The organism is Granulicella sp. L60 (assembly GCF_009765825.1).
Lineage (GTDB): Bacteria > Acidobacteriota > Terriglobia > Terriglobales > Acidobacteriaceae > Edaphobacter.
In genome coordinates this window covers 512,810-528,624 of sequence record NZ_LMUR01000015.1, presented here as the reverse complement: position 1 = coordinate 528,624, position 15,815 = coordinate 512,810, and the positions used below count along the sequence as shown (strand labels likewise).

At 53.2% G+C, this 15,815-nt stretch carries 14 protein-coding genes and 1 pseudogene; 6 read left to right on the top strand and 9 right to left on the bottom strand.

Annotated elements, in window-relative coordinates:
• From GSQ82_RS09395 to GSQ82_RS09385, 3 genes and pseudogenes are all read left to right on the top strand, one after another.
• Positions 1-369, top strand: a pseudogene (locus GSQ82_RS09395) (glutathione-dependent formaldehyde dehydrogenase); the annotation flags it as partial.
• A 58-nt stretch (positions 370-427) separates the two neighbouring features.
• The gene (locus GSQ82_RS09390) at positions 428-1,435 is read left to right on the top strand and encodes an SDR family oxidoreductase (protein WP_158791998.1); all 1,008 of its coding nucleotides are present in this window, start codon (positions 428-430) and stop codon (positions 1,433-1,435) included.
• Positions 1,436-1,874: 439 nt separating this feature from the next.
• Positions 1,875-2,492, top strand: a complete 618-nt coding sequence (locus tag GSQ82_RS09385) for a response regulator (RefSeq protein WP_158791997.1) — start codon at positions 1,875-1,877, stop codon at positions 2,490-2,492.
• Positions 2,493-2,689: 197 nt separating this feature from the next.
• Here the strand turns inward: GSQ82_RS09385 and GSQ82_RS09380 are convergent, their stop codons facing one another.
• The 6 genes from GSQ82_RS09380 to GSQ82_RS09355 form a co-directional block, all read right to left on the bottom strand.
• On the bottom strand, positions 2,690-3,592 hold the full coding sequence (locus GSQ82_RS09380) for an SDR family oxidoreductase (protein ID WP_174243059.1): 903 nt from the start codon (positions 3,590-3,592) through the stop codon (positions 2,690-2,692).
• Between the two features lie 74 nt (positions 3,593-3,666).
• The gene (locus GSQ82_RS09375) at positions 3,667-5,106 is read right to left on the bottom strand and encodes an MFS transporter (RefSeq protein WP_158791996.1); all 1,440 of its coding nucleotides are present in this window, start codon (positions 5,104-5,106) and stop codon (positions 3,667-3,669) included.
• Positions 5,103-5,471 carry a DUF421 domain-containing protein gene (locus tag GSQ82_RS09370; RefSeq protein ID WP_254061535.1) on the bottom strand — a complete coding sequence of 123 codons (369 nt, stop codon included), beginning with the start codon at positions 5,469-5,471 and terminating at the stop codon, positions 5,103-5,105. The genes GSQ82_RS09375 and GSQ82_RS09370 overlap by 4 nt, the downstream gene beginning before the upstream one ends.
• A 121-nt stretch (positions 5,472-5,592) precedes the next feature.
• Positions 5,593-6,126 carry a hypothetical protein gene (locus GSQ82_RS09365; protein ID WP_158791994.1) on the bottom strand — a complete coding sequence of 178 codons (534 nt, stop codon included), beginning with the start codon at positions 6,124-6,126 and terminating at the stop codon, positions 5,593-5,595.
• Complete coding sequence (locus GSQ82_RS09360; protein WP_158791993.1) at positions 6,123-6,566, bottom strand: DUF421 domain-containing protein; 444 nt, start codon at positions 6,564-6,566, stop codon at positions 6,123-6,125. The genes GSQ82_RS09365 and GSQ82_RS09360 overlap by 4 nt, the downstream gene beginning before the upstream one ends.
• 91 nt (positions 6,567-6,657) lie before the next feature.
• The gene (locus GSQ82_RS09355; protein WP_158791992.1) at positions 6,658-7,173 is read right to left on the bottom strand and encodes a ferritin-like domain-containing protein; all 516 of its coding nucleotides are present in this window, start codon (positions 7,171-7,173) and stop codon (positions 6,658-6,660) included.
• Positions 7,174-7,744: 571 nt separating this feature from the next.
• Between GSQ82_RS09355 and treZ the strand changes: the two genes are divergently transcribed.
• Genes treZ through GSQ82_RS25055 form a run of 3 tightly spaced genes read left to right on the top strand, consistent with a single transcriptional unit; the run spans position 7,745 to position 11,733 of the window.
• Positions 7,745-9,544 (top strand): malto-oligosyltrehalose trehalohydrolase, encoded by a 1,800-nt coding sequence (treZ, locus tag GSQ82_RS09350; RefSeq protein ID WP_158791991.1) that lies wholly within the window; start codon positions 7,745-7,747, stop codon positions 9,542-9,544.
• A complete protein-coding gene (locus tag GSQ82_RS25060) occupies positions 9,545-10,642 on the top strand; it encodes a glycogen-debranching protein (protein WP_254061534.1) in 1,098 nt (365 codons plus the stop codon).
• A complete protein-coding gene (locus GSQ82_RS25055) occupies positions 10,600-11,733 on the top strand; it encodes a hypothetical protein (protein ID WP_254061533.1) in 1,134 nt (377 codons plus the stop codon). Before GSQ82_RS25060 ends, GSQ82_RS25055 begins: the two co-directional genes overlap by 43 nt.
• A gap of 119 nt (positions 11,734-11,852) precedes the next feature.
• Here the strand turns inward: GSQ82_RS25055 and GSQ82_RS09340 are convergent, their stop codons facing one another.
• From GSQ82_RS09340 to ssuD, 3 genes are all read right to left on the bottom strand, one after another.
• On the bottom strand, positions 11,853-12,542 hold the full coding sequence (locus GSQ82_RS09340) for a carboxypeptidase-like regulatory domain-containing protein (RefSeq protein WP_158791990.1): 690 nt from the start codon (positions 12,540-12,542) through the stop codon (positions 11,853-11,855).
• A 488-nt stretch (positions 12,543-13,030) separates the two neighbouring features.
• On the bottom strand, positions 13,031-14,299 hold the full coding sequence (locus GSQ82_RS09335; protein WP_158791989.1) for an MFS transporter: 1,269 nt from the start codon (positions 14,297-14,299) through the stop codon (positions 13,031-13,033).
• Positions 14,300-14,324: 25 nt separating this feature from the next.
• Positions 14,325-15,455 (bottom strand): FMNH2-dependent alkanesulfonate monooxygenase, encoded by a 1,131-nt coding sequence (ssuD, locus tag GSQ82_RS09330; RefSeq protein ID WP_158791988.1) that lies wholly within the window; start codon positions 15,453-15,455, stop codon positions 14,325-14,327.
• Positions 15,456-15,815 lie beyond the last annotated feature (360 nt).

Genomic DNA, 15,815 nt, shown 5'->3' with positions numbered 1-15,815 from the left:
ACCTATGACACGGTGAAGGTTGCACTCATGATGGAGACAGATCGGCCGAGCGTACTACGGCAGGCTATCCAAGCTGTCCGCAAGGGCGGTACGCTATCGGTGCCCGGAGTCTATGGGGGGCTTCTCGATAAAGTGCCGTTCGGCGCCGCGTTTGGTAAAGGCATCACCATGAAGATGGGCCAAACCAACATGCATAACTATATGAAGCCTTTGCTCGAACGAATCGAAATGGGGCAGATCGATCCCAGTTACATCATCTCCCATCGCATCACGTTGGACCAGGCGCCGGAGATGTACAAGGTATGGCGAGACAAGAAAGAAAATGTGACGAAGATCGTGATCGATCCGTGGGCAGAGACCGCGGCTTAAGCATCACTCTTCTGGCATTAGGCTGTTCACGTTCACCTGGTTTTATGGAGATATTGAAATGAGTTCCGAATCCCCGATTTCGCGTCGCGATCTTGTCACTCGTCTGGGAGCGGGTGTTGCCGGCGCGGCCCTCTCAGCAGCGGTACCCGGAGCCCAGGCTCAAACGACGAGTGGCAATACTGCTGCACCATTTGTGGACCCGACGTCCAAGTATCCAAAGCCACCCTACCCGGGCCAGTCGCAACCGTGGCCTGGTCTCGCCGGTAAGATGAATCCGCGTCCTGACCATGGTGAGACAAGCTATAAAGGCTCAGGTCGGCTCACGGGGCGCAAAGCGCTCATCACGGGCGGGGACTCTGGCATGGGACGCGCAGCCGCTATCGCCTACGCGCGTGAAGGCGCCGATGTCGTCATCAGCTATTACCCTACCGAGGAATCTGACGCTCGCGAAGTCATTCAACTGATCAAAGCTGAAGGCCGCAAAGCCATTCCCATTCCGGGTGATCTACGCGAGGAGAGCTACTGTAAAGAACTGGTGACCAAGGCCATCGGCGCACTCGATGGCCTCGACGTCATCGTCTCGAACGCTGGTCGCCAGCAACAGTGCGAAGATATCCTGCAACTTACGACAGAAGCCTTCGATTCAACGATGAAGACTAACATCTACGCTCCGTTCTGGATCATCAGAGCAGCACTCCCGCACATGCTGCCAGGTTCGTGCATCATCGCCACAACCTCCGAGCAGGCCTACGATCCCGCGGGCAACCTATACGACTATGCCCAAACAAAGGCTGCGACCATGAACTACGTCAAGTCGTTAGCGAAACAGCTTGGCCCCAAGGGAATTCGCGTGAACGGAGTTGCGCCTGGCCCAATCTGGACACCGCTTCAGGTCTCAGGAGGAGCGACTCAGGATCACCTGATTCACTTCGGTGAGACTTACCCGTTACGCCGTGCGGGTCAACCAGCAGAACTTGCCAGTATTTACGTTCAGTTGGCAGCCAACGATGCCAGCTATACCACAGGCAATATCTATGGCGCAGGTGGTGGTGGTGGCCAGCCATAATGGCGGTAAACCACAGCCTCTTGGTCGGCTCAACAAGCTTCGGTGATCGCACACTCTCGTTTTGCAAGTCATTGGTTCTCCTCCCAGGGATGCGGCTAAACGGAACTTCAGACTGGCAAAGCTGTTTGCTGTCGACGTGGGGTAATGTTCTGTAAAGGACGTATGAGCGTGACTCAGGTACCCTTCGAGCTCGACGCAGCTCCTTCCACGCAGAAACGGTACGATTTTCAGGATTACTTTGCCCATGAGGCTCCAAATAGAAACCGCCATTCCTGACCTTTAATCGTCGATCCTCGGCTCGTTCCGACTGAAAAGAGTAGCATTCCCTTAGACAACCTTCGCAGTTGTAATGGCGCCAGCTGAAAGAGTTTTCGACGTTCCGACGGTTAAGGGCGTTCGCAGGCTCGGAGTTCACCAAGAAACACATAGGTAAGTCCAAATGGATACAAGCCGCCTTTTCAAATGCCGCGTCCTCATCGTCGATGACGATCCCATTGTTTTACAGACATGCGCGGCTATCGTTCGGAGTTTCGGATTTTCCGTCCGCACTGCAGAAGACGGATTTGTAGCTCTGAAGATACTTAGGGAAGTCTTGCCGGACATGATCATCTCCGATCTGAGAATGCCGAATATGTCCGGATTCGAACTGCTTTCCATCGTCCGTCGCAGGTTTCCTCATCTTCCGACCATCGGGATAAGCGGCGAGTTCCTCCTTGCGACGATGCCCCTCGGGCTACTGGTAGATCACTTCTTTCAAAAAGGCGCATACACCCCGGACCAGCTCAATGCGAAGATGAAAGAGTTGATCGCGGATTCTCCGATACGACCACACATTGGCAAGGCCGATAGAGCTCCACTGTGGATTCCGCGGAAGGATGCGGAATATATCGTTGTTACCTGCCCAGAGTGCCTACGATCCTCATCGATTGCGGATGAGATGGAAGCTGGTGATCTGCAGGAAACAGAGTGTCTCGCCTGCGGTGCGATGATCAGGTATCTGGTCGATTCCAGCGTTCTCAAAGCCCTGAATGACAAGAGCCTAAAGCTGCCCGCCTAAGCGCACTAACTTTGGGTACCACTGTCGGGTCAACCCCATCCTCCGTTCAGGACCGATGAAGAGCGCTACGTGCTGTTCCAGATCTTGCCGCCGTGCAAAGACGCAGCTCATAGAAAGCTAATGGTATCCGCCGTTGCCGCGAGTAATGGCACCCTCGTCATCATCCAACACACAGTTGATGACGCGGATGAAGGGCGTTAAAATGGCGTTTTGCCGCCACTCGCGCCGTATATCTCCCCGGTGATGTAGCTTGCGTCATCTGACGCCAGAAACACAAAGATTGCGGCCTGTTCAACCGGCTGGGCAGGTCGCTTCATGAGTGTATTTTCACCAAAGGTCCTGACCTCTTCCACAGGCATAGTCGCAGGAATCAGGGGAGTCCACACGGGCCCAGGGGCAACGCCATTTACTCGAACCCCATGTTCCATACATAGCTTCGAGAAGCTCTTGGTAAGGCTGACCAGAGCAGCCTTGGTGGACGCGTAGGGAGCAAGTTCGTCTTTCGGCACGAATGATTCAATGGAACAACTGTTCAGGATCACGCCGCCAGGCTTCATCACGGGGAGAGCTGCTTGCGTAAGGAAAAAAGTCCCGTAGACATTCGTGCGATAGGTCCTGTCGAACTCTTCTTCGGAGATATCCGCAAGTTCTTTGTAGGTTTGTTGGAACGCAGCGTTGTTTACCAGGATATCCAGACGACCGAACTTACTCACGGTTTCCTGAACAAGCTTCGTACAAAACGATTTCTGACGAATGTCCCCCGCAATAGCGATGGCCTTTCGTCCAATATTCCGAACGAGCCTGACAGTCTCATCGGCATCCTTTTGTTCGTCACGATCACCGTCTAAAAATGAAAAGAGAATGTCTGCTCCTTCTTTCGCGAAGCAGAGCGCGACGGCCCGTCCGATGCCACTGTCTGCGCCAGTGATCAGCGCAGAGCGTCCGGTGAGACGATCGTGTCCCTGGTACGTGGATTCCCCATAATCTGCGGGGGGATCGAGTTGATTCGAACTGCCAGAGCCGGCCTGCTTGCCCTGTGGGAAGGGTGGCTTGGCGAAGCGTTCACGTGGGTCGCGGGGTTCAACGAGAGTTGCGGTCATGATTGGATCTCCTGTCAGATTGCGGATCTATCTCAGCAATACGATTCCAAATTGAATCGTCTGGCCGCCTGGGACTACCGGCTCTGAAGAGGTTTCGATACCGATTCCAGAGATTGGCCTGCTGCCTCTACGCCAATCCACCCTTCCATGGTGGCTGCGAATATCATCAATATTGCGCCTAAAGCCCATCCTTCAGCCACATGGGCTTTCGATCCTGTCGCGATAAGTTCACCAAACAGCAATGGAGCACCCACACCCCCGATTAACGTGCCGATCGCATAGAAGACAGCTATCGCGAAGGCTCTCATTTCGAGAGGAAAGATTTCACTCACCGTCAGATAGGCCGCACTAGCCGCTGAGGACGCAACGAAGAAGATCAGGGTGAAGCATATGCCCAGCCCTTTGAGGCCGATCATGCCATGCGCGAACGGGTAACATACGACAGCCAGCATTAGTCCAGCGATTCCGTAGGTTGCAGTAATCATGGGCTTTCGACCTACAGTGTCGAACAGTCTTCCCAGGAGCACTGGCCCGAGGAAGCTGGCTACCGCGAATGGAAGGAGCTGAAGGGGGAGTTTCTCGTCGCTCAGATGATAGAACCTCTTCCCAATGAGCGCGTACGTAAAGAACACCGCATTGAAGAAAAACGACTGGCCCACCATGAGAGCCAAACCAAGAAAGGAGCGAGCTCTGTTCTCCCCCAGCATGTTGGCAAAGATTTCTTTGAGAGGGGTGTGATCCCGGGTTCTGAGTTTGAGTTTCTCGGCTGTCGGCGCAATTATCTGCTTGCCGCTCTTTTTGACTTCGGCCTCAATGGAATCAACAACTCGATCTGCGTCTTCTTCCTTGCCGCGCAGCATAAGCCAACGGGGACTTTCAGGCACCTTGAGTCTAAGTAGAAGAACACCAAGACCAAGGGCACCTCCGATGCCAAAGGCATAACGCCAACTCCTATCGAGAGGAAGCCCGTGACCACCTAGAAGGATAAAGGCCGCTATCGAGCCAACCGTGGCCCCAACCCAGAAGGTCGCATTGACGAAGAGGTCGACGGTTCCACGTACTTTCCCTGGAATCAACTCGTCGACCGCAGAATTGATGGCAGCGTACTCGCCGCCAATTCCAAGTCCCGTGAAGAACCGGCAAAATGCGAAGAACAGGAAGTTCATTGATAGCGCAGTGCATATTGTCGCCACCGAGTAAGTCGCGAGAGTGACGAGAAAGAGTTTCTTTCGTCCAAGGCGGTCGGTTAAATGGCCGAAGAACAGAGCACCACAGACGGCCCCTGCAAGATAGACTGTCGCTGCGGCAGTGACTTGAGGATTTGTCAGGGAAAGGCCATTCTTGCTTTCCAAAATGCCCGAGAGCGAACCGACCAGTGTAACTTCGAGACCGTCCAGAAGCCACGAGGTGCCAAGAGCTGTAATGATACGGACGTGCCACCGGGACCATGGCAGTTGATCCATTCGCTCGGGGATATTCGTTTCAATATCTCGCTCTTGGCTTAACTCGTTCATGCGATGTCCTTCTTTGCTTTGATGATGCTGATTGTTCCGTTCCGCTCAAGAATGGCGTACTTCACATCGAATATCGAATTGATTCCTTTCATCCGCGCCGCTGCCATGATGTCTTCAGGTGCCATCTTCATCCCTCTCATCACCTCGTCGACCCAGGCACCATCTTTAAGAAGGACAAGGGGCGTGCCATCTACGAGTGCTCCAACTCTGGAGGAACGAGCTTTGAGCCATGCCACGAAATTGTGTAACAACCCAACCGTGAGAATTGCCATCGCGCAGTTGGTAATGGAACGATCACCGTGTGTCGTTGCGAGAATGACGACTCCCCCGACCAGAAAAACGATAACGAATTCAAACATCGTCATCTGCGCTCCAGGTCGTCGTGTAAGCAGTCTTACCGTTACCATGAGAAAGAAGTAGCCTGCTATTGCGTAGATCATCGTTAACATAGGTTTCTCGACAAGATGTGGGTTATCGTTCTTTGGCCTAGGGCATTACAACGACTTTTGCAGAAAGGGGCGAGGATCCGGGAACCTGTAACGTGAACTCAAAGATGCCGGGTCTGGAGGGCTGCAAGGCAAACTGCACAGAGCCCGGTGCCTGCTCAGCAGAGAACGTATACGTCAACCCGCCACGACCAATAGCGGTGTCGGACGGGGACGGAATCACTCTCTGTGTACCCAACCCATCGACTATGCTCTGGCTAACGTGCAGCTTCACCTGTCCTCTGCCTAACGTGTTCGGTTTGAACTGAACTTCCAAAATCGATGGAGTTCCCGTGCGCTCAACCCGTTCGTATTTAACCAGCATTGCATCATTCGCAAGCTTGGCGTGCGCGACGGGGCCCCGCCCAAAAACCCCTGCGAAGTTCAGCAGGAGCAGCAGCGCAATGATCCACCACATGACACTTTCGAACTTCCACCACTTCCGCTGAAAATCTAGGTCTTCGCCGACCGCAACTTCGTCGTTGATTTTCGGGACAGAATCTCCGACTGTTTTTTGAAATGCAACTTCGCTCATTTTGATCCCTCGATAATGCTGATCTGCCCATTCCGCTCCAGAATCGCGATCTCTATCCTGTCTAAAGTCGCGATGCCCTGATCGCGGGCCTGCGCCATCACATCGTCATCCTGAATGCGCATTTTGCTGAGGGTGCGTGAACGCCACTGGCCATTATCGAGAAGGATCAGAGGTGTTCCATCGAGCAAACGTGCAAGCACGTTAGATTTGGTTCTCGCAGTTGCAATGAGAAAGTGGACGAAGGCAATGGTCAGGATTTGGAGGAACGCGTTAGTGAGCGACGCGTCATCACCCACCATGGCCGTGAGCGCCAGCCCACCCATAAAGAAAACGAGAACAAACTCGAAAGGTGTTATCTGTTTCCCTGGGCGCCGGCCCACGATTCGGACCACCAGGACCAGAAATACATAGAACAGGATTGCTCGAATGGATGCTTCCAACGTATGCCTCCAACATATGTCAAGGACAAACAACGAACGACCGGCCCTCTTGACCCAGGCCGGTCGATATATGGGTTTATATGGACAGAAACTACGCTGCGGCTACAGCCTCGGAATTGGCCCGTTGCGAGAGCTGCGTGAGCAGGTTGTCGGTATGCTTTTCTTCGTCCAGAGTTTTTTGCAAGAGCGCTGCATGCTCTGTAAGCCCCAACTGGATGGCCCAGTCTCGGGCACTGCCATAGGACGCGATCTCGTAGTGCTCGATCTTTTGAGCGGTCGCAATGAGTCCAGCGTCCCGGATTGCCCCAGCATCGGATTCCTTCGTGATGTTCTCTCCAGAACCAATAATCGCGAGGATTATCGCATCTTTCTTATCGTCCACATCATTCTCGTTCACTTCGGCAATCAACTGTTCGAGGCGGGAAACGTGAACTTCAGTCTCCTGAAGGTGGGATTGGAACGCCTGCTGGAGTTGGGAATCATCCGCATGCTCAATCATTTTGGGAAGGCCCTTAACTATCTGGTTTTCTGTCGAGAGAAGATAACGTAGCTGCGCAGTGTAAAGCGCACGAAGACTCTTGAAATCGTTTGGTGTAAGGAGACCCATGGGGAACCTCGGGGAGATGTACGTGCGGTCGTGCTCGTAGATATGAGGCCATTCGCTTAGACATCGTTGTACGATCAAGGCCGCTCATCTATCGGATTGACGATATGAGTGTCCGGCTCTCGCCCGGCATCCATAAGGTCTCTATTCATTGATCACGTGAAAACAAAATATCTCCGACGATCAAGTTTCACTCCGCGGTTGGCGATGAAAGCGTTGTAACCTCGACGTTATCCCCTCCAGCTTTGTCTGTTTCGTTCTCGTCCTCGCCCTAAGATACTGTGCACACGCCGTGATGCCGCCAGGATCTTGAATCCATGATGAGCACTTCTATTCTGTCGGCTACATGACCGATACGTGGAGCGCAAATCAATGTGGGCGATCATGCAACGATTTCCGGACATTTTTCAACTTATATATAGACCCTGAACCAAAGTAAGCCCGCAGCTCGGGTCTCCGTCTTTAGGGAACTGAACAAGAGAGATAAGAAGAGGTCGCTGGAATGTCCACCATATCTTCTTACGGACGGGGAGATGCCCTGTCTGCTCTGAAGTCTCTGACAAGATGCCACGCCATGGAATATGGCGCTGAAATACGAAGTGATGGATCAGTTCGATTTCGCATTTGGGCACCCTCTGTAACCTCGATGGCCTTGAGGATTGAGGATCTCGCGGAGCCGATAGCACTGCAACCCCTTCCCGGTGGATGGCATGAAACCATTACAGAAAAAGCACGATCAGGTACGAGATATCGCTTTGCGCTCGCAGATGGGACTCTCGTTCCTGACCCTGCCTCGCGGTTCCAGCCAGCTGACCTACATGGTCCAAGTGAAGTTATCGATCCGACTGAATTCAAGTGGAACGACTCAACTTGGCACAATCGACCCTGGTCTGAAGCCATTGTCTATGAACTGCATGTGGGTGCCTTCACTCAAGAGGGTACGTTCGTCGCTGCGGTCAGAAAACTCGACCACCTCGTCTCGCTCGGGGTGACCGCTATCGAAGTAATGCCCGTGGCGGACTTTCCCGGTAAGCGAAACTGGGGTTACGATGGCGTTCTGCTCTATGCCCCAGACTCATCTTATGGACGTCCCGAAGATTTTAAATGGTTCATCGAGCAGGCCCACTTGCGAGGGCTGATGGTGATTCTCGATGTGGTCTACAACCACTTCGGCCCCGATGGTAATTTCATTCCCAAATATGCACCCCAGGTCTTCACGGATCACCACAAAACACCGTGGGGGGACGCTGTGAACTACGACAGCAGTGGAAGTGAATTTGTCCGCGAATTTGTGATTCATAACGCGCTCTATTGGATCGAAGAGTTTCATTTAGATGGATTGCGGCTCGATGCCGTGCATGCAATTAAGGATGACAGCCCAAAACACCTTCTCAATGAACTGGCGGAACGTGTTCGGAATGCCGTTGGGCCACGTCCGGTTCATCTTATTCTTGAGAACGAAGATAACCGGGTGGGTCTTTTGAGGCGCGGCGAAGGAGGTAGTCCTGTCGCTTACACGGCGCAATGGAACGATGATTTGCATCACGTACTGCATACGGCCGCCACCCTCGAAACGAATGGTTATTATGCTGACTACAAAGACGATACTGAGAAACTGGGACGTGCGCTCGCGGAGGGCTTCGCCTTCCAGGGCGAGATTATGCACGCCAGGAACTCGGCCCGGGGAGAGCCCTCTGCCGAACTGCCGCCGGGGGCATTCGTAGCATTCATTCAGAATCATGACCAAATCGGCAACCGAGCTTTCGGCGAACGCATTAACGCAATCGCTTCCCAGGAAGCCGTCCGCGCCATTGCGGCAATCTACCTGCTCCTCCCACAAACTCCCATGTTGTTTATGGGGGAAGAATGGGGGAGTTCGCAGCCTTTTCCCTTCTTCTGTGACTTCGAGGGCGAACTCGGCGAGTTGGTCAAAAAAGGACGCCGAGAAGAGTTTGCGAGTTTCCCCGAATTTCGGGATCAAGAGCAACGAGAGCGAATACCTGATCCGCAATCGATCGAGACCTTTAATGTCGCCAAACTCGATTGGCAACAGATTGAAGAGAATGTGCACTCGCAATGGCTCGATTGGTATACAAGAATTCTAAAAGTCCGAAGAGATCAGATCATCCCGCATGTCGCCCAGATGGGTGGTGACGCCGGGATGTATGAAGTGCTCGGAATCGGTGCGGTTGTGGTGCGTTTTTGGAATAGTAGCCAGGATCGACAACTGATGCTCGCCGCGAATCTTTCCGACAACACGACAGACGGGTTTCCTGAGGTGAGCGGTCAGTCCGTTTGGCAGGAAGGTCCCGAACAAATTGGACGTCAGATGCGACCATGGTCGATCCGCTGGTCTTTTGAGGAGATTAATTAAATGACGGTTCTTGAAGCGTTCCAGACAGCAGAGTCTGCAAGCTTGCACAAAGAAGATCGCATTCTTCTCCCAGGAAGGCCGTACCCCTTAGGGGCGACCGTGCATAAGAAGGGCACTAATTTTGCGATTTTTTCACAAGATGCGACCCGGGTGGAGCTATGCCTGTTCGACTCCGATGGCAAAGAGACCGATTCCATCGCTCTCCGTGAACGTTCGGCCTATGTATGGCACGGTCTCGTCCGTGATATCAAACCGGGACAGGTTTATGGATACCGCATCCATGGGCCATGGGAACCCGACAAAGGTCACCGTTTCAACCACAATAAACTTTTGGTAGATCCATACGCGAAAGCTATCTCAGGGAGCGTCGACTGGAAGGCCCCTATCTTCCCCTACGATCTTGAGTCAGGAGATGACGCACGGCTGGACGAGCGAGACAGTGCAATGAGCGTCCCGAAGAGCGTGGTGATCGACAATGAATTCGATTGGGGAGGTGATTGCGCTCCTGAGATACCGTTGGTCGACTCGGTCATTTATGAAGTCCACGTCAAAGGTTTCAGCATACGGAACCCGATGGTACCGGAAAAGCTCCGAGGGACCTACGCCGGCCTGGCGCACGAATCCAGCATCAACTATTTCAAGAAGCTTGGTATCACAGCGGTAGAGCTGCTCCCCATTCACCATTTCATCGATGAAGGACATCTCCTCGATAAAGGATTGAGCGACTATTGGGGATACAACACATTAGGATACTTTGCCCCAATGTCACGGTACAGTTCTTCCGGCGACCGGGGAGGACAGGTCCGTGAGTTCAAGGAGATGGTTAAGGCTCTTCATGCTGCGGGGATTGAGGTAATCCTCGACGTTGTATATAACCACACCTGTGAAGGCAATCATATGGGCCCGATGCTGAGCTGGAAGGGGGTTTGCAATAGGACCTACTATCGCACGGTTGAGGGAGACCCGCGGCATTACATGGATTACACCGGCACCGGGAATACGCTAAATGTACGAAATCCTCAAGTATTGAAAATGCTAATGGATTCACTTCGGTATTGGTTACCGAAATGCACGTTGACGGATTCCGCTTCGATCTAGCCGCAACCCTTGCTCGTGAACTTCATGACGTCAGCCGTCTTTCATCCTTCTTCGATACGATCCATCAGGACCCCACCCTGGCGGATGTGAAGCTGATTGCTGAACCATGGGACGTCGGTGACGGAGGCTATCAGGTGGGTCAGTTCCCTGTTCTGTGGGCGGAATGGAACGGAATTTATCGTGATACCATTCGTCGCTTTTGGAAAGGCGATGAGGGGCAATTATCGGACTTCGCAAATCGATTGACGGGCTCAAGCGACCTCTATCAGTTCGATGGGCGGAAGCCATACGCCAGCATCAACTTCGTTACGGCGCATGATGGCTTTACTCTCTGTGATCTAGTTAGCTATAACGAAAAGCATAATGATGCTAATCACGATGACAACAAGGACGGCACCAACGACAATGACTCCTGGAATATGGGCTTTGAGGGGCCGACGGACGACCCGGAAATCAACAATCTAAGAGAACGTCAGATTCGAAACTTCCTCGCCACGCTGATTCTTTCGCAGGGAGTTCCTATGATTGCCGGTGGCGATGAAGTCGCCAGATCCCAGCGCGGAAATAATAATTGCTATTGCCAGGATAATGAGCTCACCTGGTTCGACTGGGACCTCGACGACTCCCGTAAGCGACTCGGCGACTTTACGAGTCAGCTCATCCACCTGAGGCTGTCGCATCCCAATCTGCATAGACGCAAGTTTTTCCAGGATCGTGAGATCAGGTCGAAAAGTGGGAGCACGATCGTTCAAGACATCGCATGGTACAACCCGGATGGCAATCAGGTCGGGGATGACGTCTGGAATGCCGGATGGAGTCGTTCTATTGCTCTATTCCTCAATGGTCAAACCTTGCAGGTGACGAACGAAGAAGGTCACCCGGTCACTGACGATAGCTTTCTCTTACTCGTCAATGCCTCTCACGAAGGCGTCGAGTTTACGCTGCCGCCACCACTGGGAGGCTCCCGCTGGAGCCAGGTAGTAGATACAGAAAACACGGATAGTCCTTTCGTCAAGATGGTAATGGGCGAAAAGGTAATTGTCGGCGGCAGATCTTTAAAACTTCTCTCCGATGAAGCCACTCAATCGTAGCGCGTCGGCTTAGAAAAAAGCACTGAGATCACCTAGGGACCGAATAACGATATGGCTATGGGATTGGTTTGGCCATTACTATGTTTGACATCGTAGCCATCGTGGAGGGCAGGAAAGGCTTAGCCCAGTGCATGCGTCTGATCATTTCCCGGAAGGTAGCTCGTGAACTCCTGGGTCGCGTCGGCATTGGGGAAAGGAGCCGCAAGCAGCTCATAGGTGTCGATGTTGGAAACACCGTCGAGCAGATAGTAAGTGCTTCCCTGCCGCCCGCCCCCTGCAGACGCGCCTGTCTGTGTCGGAATCGATGTGCCGGCCTGACGCTCCCCGATACTTGTATTCATCACATTGGTGACGCCAGGCGATAGGAATACGAGAGTGGAGGGATCTCGTCCATTCAATGGCAGCTCTCTGATTGTATTTTCATCCACAACAGAGCTGATCTCGGCCGAAGTCGTGTTGAGCTGTTCGCCAGCAGACGTGATCGACACTGTCTGCTTACTTCCCCCCACTTTCAATGCGACGTTGAAGGTGCTTTTCTGACCGATCGTAAGTGTCAAAACGTTCGAGTCGACGGTTTCAAACCCCGCTGCCGTCACGGTAATTCGATAGTGACCAGGCTCCATCTCGTATGCGATGAATGCTCCCGTCTGATTTGTAGTGACCTCGCGTCTCGCACCAGCACCTTGGCTCACGATGAGCACGGTAGCTCCGGGGATCGACGCTCCAGGTGCGTCGGTAGCGATTCCACTGATTTGAGCGGCGGTTCCCTGACCGCAAAGTAGCGGCGCGTGCAGGGTAAGAAAGAACATTAAGCTAAGGAAAGTTACTAGAGTTCGATCAAATCGCATGAGTGCATGCCGACCTTTTTATGAGATGGACTGAATTCGTCTGTCCAGGAAACCTGGATTTGGTTCCGACCGAACGAGTGCTGCGAGTGATGATCCGTCTCTGCCTCGGGCTCCTCGCGCAGCATCAAGCACAGCACTACATGCGAAGAAGAAACTCAGGCAAGCACAGGCGGAGCTCGATTTTTTTAGAAGGAGTAGAGGATGTCAGATAAACATCGACAGGAGGAGAAACACTCCAAGGACAGGGTATAGGCACACGTACGACGCTCAGATTCTGAGGTCACGTCGTCTGTCTTGCCAATCCATGTCTGCATCGTGGTTTACGTTAGCGTAAACGGAAAGGATTTGCAACTGGTCTTTGAACTCATGGACATTTTGCATGCGGTTGTATCCTCCAACCTTAGACCCTTTTATATGAACAAGTAATACGGTCGATCTGAAACTTGCTTCTACCGCGCATAGACCTGCGGGCTTCGATATCGCTTTCCCACTATAAAGAGCAAAGCAGTGCCGACGAGAGGCATAAACGCGACCAGGATAAAAACCGGGGTGTAGGATGTGCGGTCGACGAGATATCCGGTAAGCAGCGGAAAGAGCAATCCGCTGAGTCCTCCAGCAACGCCGGTAAGTCCGGTCGCTCGGCCCACCGTATGATCGGGAAACAGGTCCGTAATGGCTCCGTACATGTTCGCCGAAAGAAAATTGTCTGCCATCACTGCGACGCCGATAGCAAGAAAAGCTGCTGTCGTGCTGGTGAGGTAGGGAACGGCCAGACTGCATAAACAAAAGGCCGCACTGAGGTACATGGTGATCCGGCGAACGTTGTAAATCCCCACTCCACGGCGCAGGAGAGCACCGGCCGCCCATCCTCCGGCAATACCGCCGGTATCTCCCAGCAGGAATGGAATCCAACCGAGGAAGCCAATCTGAGTAAGCGTTAGATGGCGCGCGCTATACAGATAGCTGGGAATCCAATACCAGTAAAACTGTATGACTGGTCCTATGAAGAATCGGCACAGCATGACTGCCCAGGAAGAAGACTGTCCCAGGAGTGTCCGCAACGACGTCGCTTGCGAACTCTCGTCCGCGGTCGAGCGGGCATCCCGATAAATGAACAACCAGAACGGGATCCAGAGTAATCCGAGCGACGCCGGGACAAGAAAGGCGGTACGAAAGCCATAGTGTTGCGCCAGATAAACGATCAACGGCGGAGCGAGTGTTGCTCCTAACATGCTTCCGCTATTGAAAATGCCGATGGCTAGCGTCCGCTCGCCCGACGCGAAGAGCCGGTAGATGGCCTTCACGCCCCCTGAATAGTTGCCACATTCTCCTGTACCCATCCAGAAACGGGTAATGCCCAGTTGAACGCCCGAATGGGTGAGAGACTGAGTTCCCGTAGCAATCGACCACCACAACACCGCACCCGCGAGACCAAAACGTACTCCCCAGCGGTCCATGAACCAGCCCATCGGCAACTCGCCGGACATCATACCGAACTGGAAGGCGGCAACGATTCGCCCGTATTGTTCGTTCGACAGATGCAGCATCTGTCGAAGCACCGGTGCGAGGACTGAGACTGTCTGACGGTCAATGAAATTGATGATGGTAATGGCAAGCAGGAGGGTGAGCACAATCCACCGCGCACGTGAAAGACGGCCACCCGTTTGGGGCGTTGCTTCGTCGTGTTTTCCCTCAACAACTTCTGAAATAGTGGCCACCAATCCGCATCCTGCTAGTCACTGATTATTTAATCGGCCGAAACTCGTTTCCTACAAAGTTATCCGCTGCGCGAACTTGAGCTTTCTGTGAGCCTGAGTCCGTATGATCAAGAGGCAGCAAGGGAAAGAGTAACTCTGCCACGCGATACGCCTCTTCGAGATGCGGATATCCAGAAAGAATAAACGTCTCAATTCCCAGATCCGCGTATTCGAGCATGCGCTGCGCGACGACGGATGGGTCACCAACCAGCGCCGTGCCGGCACCGCTGCGGACCAAGCCGATGCCTGCCCAGAGGTTTGGGCTAACCTCCAGGTTAGATCGATTGCCCTGCACAAGAGATGCCATACGTCGTTGGCCTTCGGAGTCAAACTTCGCAAGACCTTTATGCGCACGTTCGATGGTTTCGGCATCAACATACCGAATCAGGTCATTTGCTGCCTGCCATGCTTCATCCGCGGTTTCTCTTACGATGACGTGCAACCGGATTCCAAATCTTACCGTGCGGCCTGCAGCCTCCGCCAGTTTGCGTACCCGCGCAATCTTTTCAGCGACGAGAGCCGGGGGTTCGCCCCACGTGAGATAGACATCAATGTGTTTCGCTGCAATCTCCATGGCCGCATCCGATGAACCGCCGATATAGAGCGGCGGATGAGGAGTTTGGGTTGCCGGATAATACACGCGCGCATTTTCCACGTGAAGGTGCTTTCCCTCATGGCTGAAGGTTTCTCCCGACATGATTGTGCGCCAAATCTCCAGGAACTCTCCTGTTACCTCGTAGCGTTCATCGTGAGAGAGAAATACACCATCGGCTGCAGCCTCCTGCGGATCACCGCCCGTAACGACATTGACAAGAACCCGACCTGAAGAGAGCCGATCAAAGGTAGCCGTCATTCGTGCGGCTAAGGTGGGGGACATAATGCCAGGCCTTACGGCCACCAGAAACTTCAACTGCCTGGTACTCGGCATGATGGAAGAGGCGACTACCCAGGCGTCTTCGCAAGAGTTACCGGTTGGAAGCAGCACCGCATAGTATCCAAGCTCGTCTGCGGCCTGAGCAATCTGCCGCAGATAGCTATAGTCCGTAAGCCTCGACTGCTGGGGAGCACCGAGATAACGCCCATCCCCAGTCGTAGGGATAAACCAACATATTTTCATGTGAGAGTCTCCAGTTTTGCGCTCTTGCGTCTTGGTGGTCAAAGCGGGAATTCATCGCTCCACCAGTGGATAGCGCCACATCATGCAGCCAGGGAAATTCGAGATAATTATCGACAGGATGCCGACTGACATCGAAAACAGAGGGAACCGCTCCTGTGTGCCACGCGTGCGCGCCGTATACGATCCGGCATCTTGCACTGTTTGTCGCGAGTCATCGTGGCCATGGTCATTACGTTAGCGTAAACGGAAAGGTTTTTCAAACCTCATTACGCGGCGTCATCAACGGTCACTCCTGAACGAACTGATTTAGGATGTGGCTGCTTATAATAACGCAGTCGCTATAAACCTCTAAAGGATCTG

What these genes read in the sequence shown, in the direction of transcription:
- GSQ82_RS09385 (WP_158791997.1), top strand. Translation starts at nt 1,875, where the DNA reads ATGGATACAAGCCGCCTTTTCAAATGCCGCGTCCTCATCGTCGATGAC.
- ssuD (WP_158791988.1), bottom strand. Translation starts at nt 15,455, where the DNA reads ATGAAAATATGTTGGTTTATCCCTACGACTGGGGATGGGCGTTATCTC.
- treZ (WP_158791991.1), top strand. Translation starts at nt 7,745, where the DNA reads ATGGAATATGGCGCTGAAATACGAAGTGATGGATCAGTTCGATTTCGC.
- GSQ82_RS09390 (WP_158791998.1), top strand. Translation starts at nt 428, where the DNA reads ATGAGTTCCGAATCCCCGATTTCGCGTCGCGATCTTGTCACTCGTCTG.
- GSQ82_RS25060 (WP_254061534.1), top strand. Translation starts at nt 9,545, where the DNA reads ATGACGGTTCTTGAAGCGTTCCAGACAGCAGAGTCTGCAAGCTTGCAC.
- GSQ82_RS09380 (WP_174243059.1), bottom strand. Translation starts at nt 3,592, where the DNA reads ATGACCGCAACTCTCGTTGAACCCCGCGACCCACGTGAACGCTTCGCC.
- GSQ82_RS09370 (WP_254061535.1), bottom strand. Translation starts at nt 5,471, where the DNA reads ATGACGATGTTTGAATTCGTTATCGTTTTTCTGGTCGGGGGAGTCGTC.
- GSQ82_RS09375 (WP_158791996.1), bottom strand. Translation starts at nt 5,106, where the DNA reads ATGAACGAGTTAAGCCAAGAGCGAGATATTGAAACGAATATCCCCGAG.
- GSQ82_RS09355 (WP_158791992.1), bottom strand. Translation starts at nt 7,173, where the DNA reads ATGGGTCTCCTTACACCAAACGATTTCAAGAGTCTTCGTGCGCTTTAC.
- GSQ82_RS09340 (WP_158791990.1), bottom strand. Translation starts at nt 12,542, where the DNA reads ATGTTCTTTCTTACCCTGCACGCGCCGCTACTTTGCGGTCAGGGAACC.
- GSQ82_RS09365 (WP_158791994.1), bottom strand. Translation starts at nt 6,126, where the DNA reads ATGAGCGAAGTTGCATTTCAAAAAACAGTCGGAGATTCTGTCCCGAAA.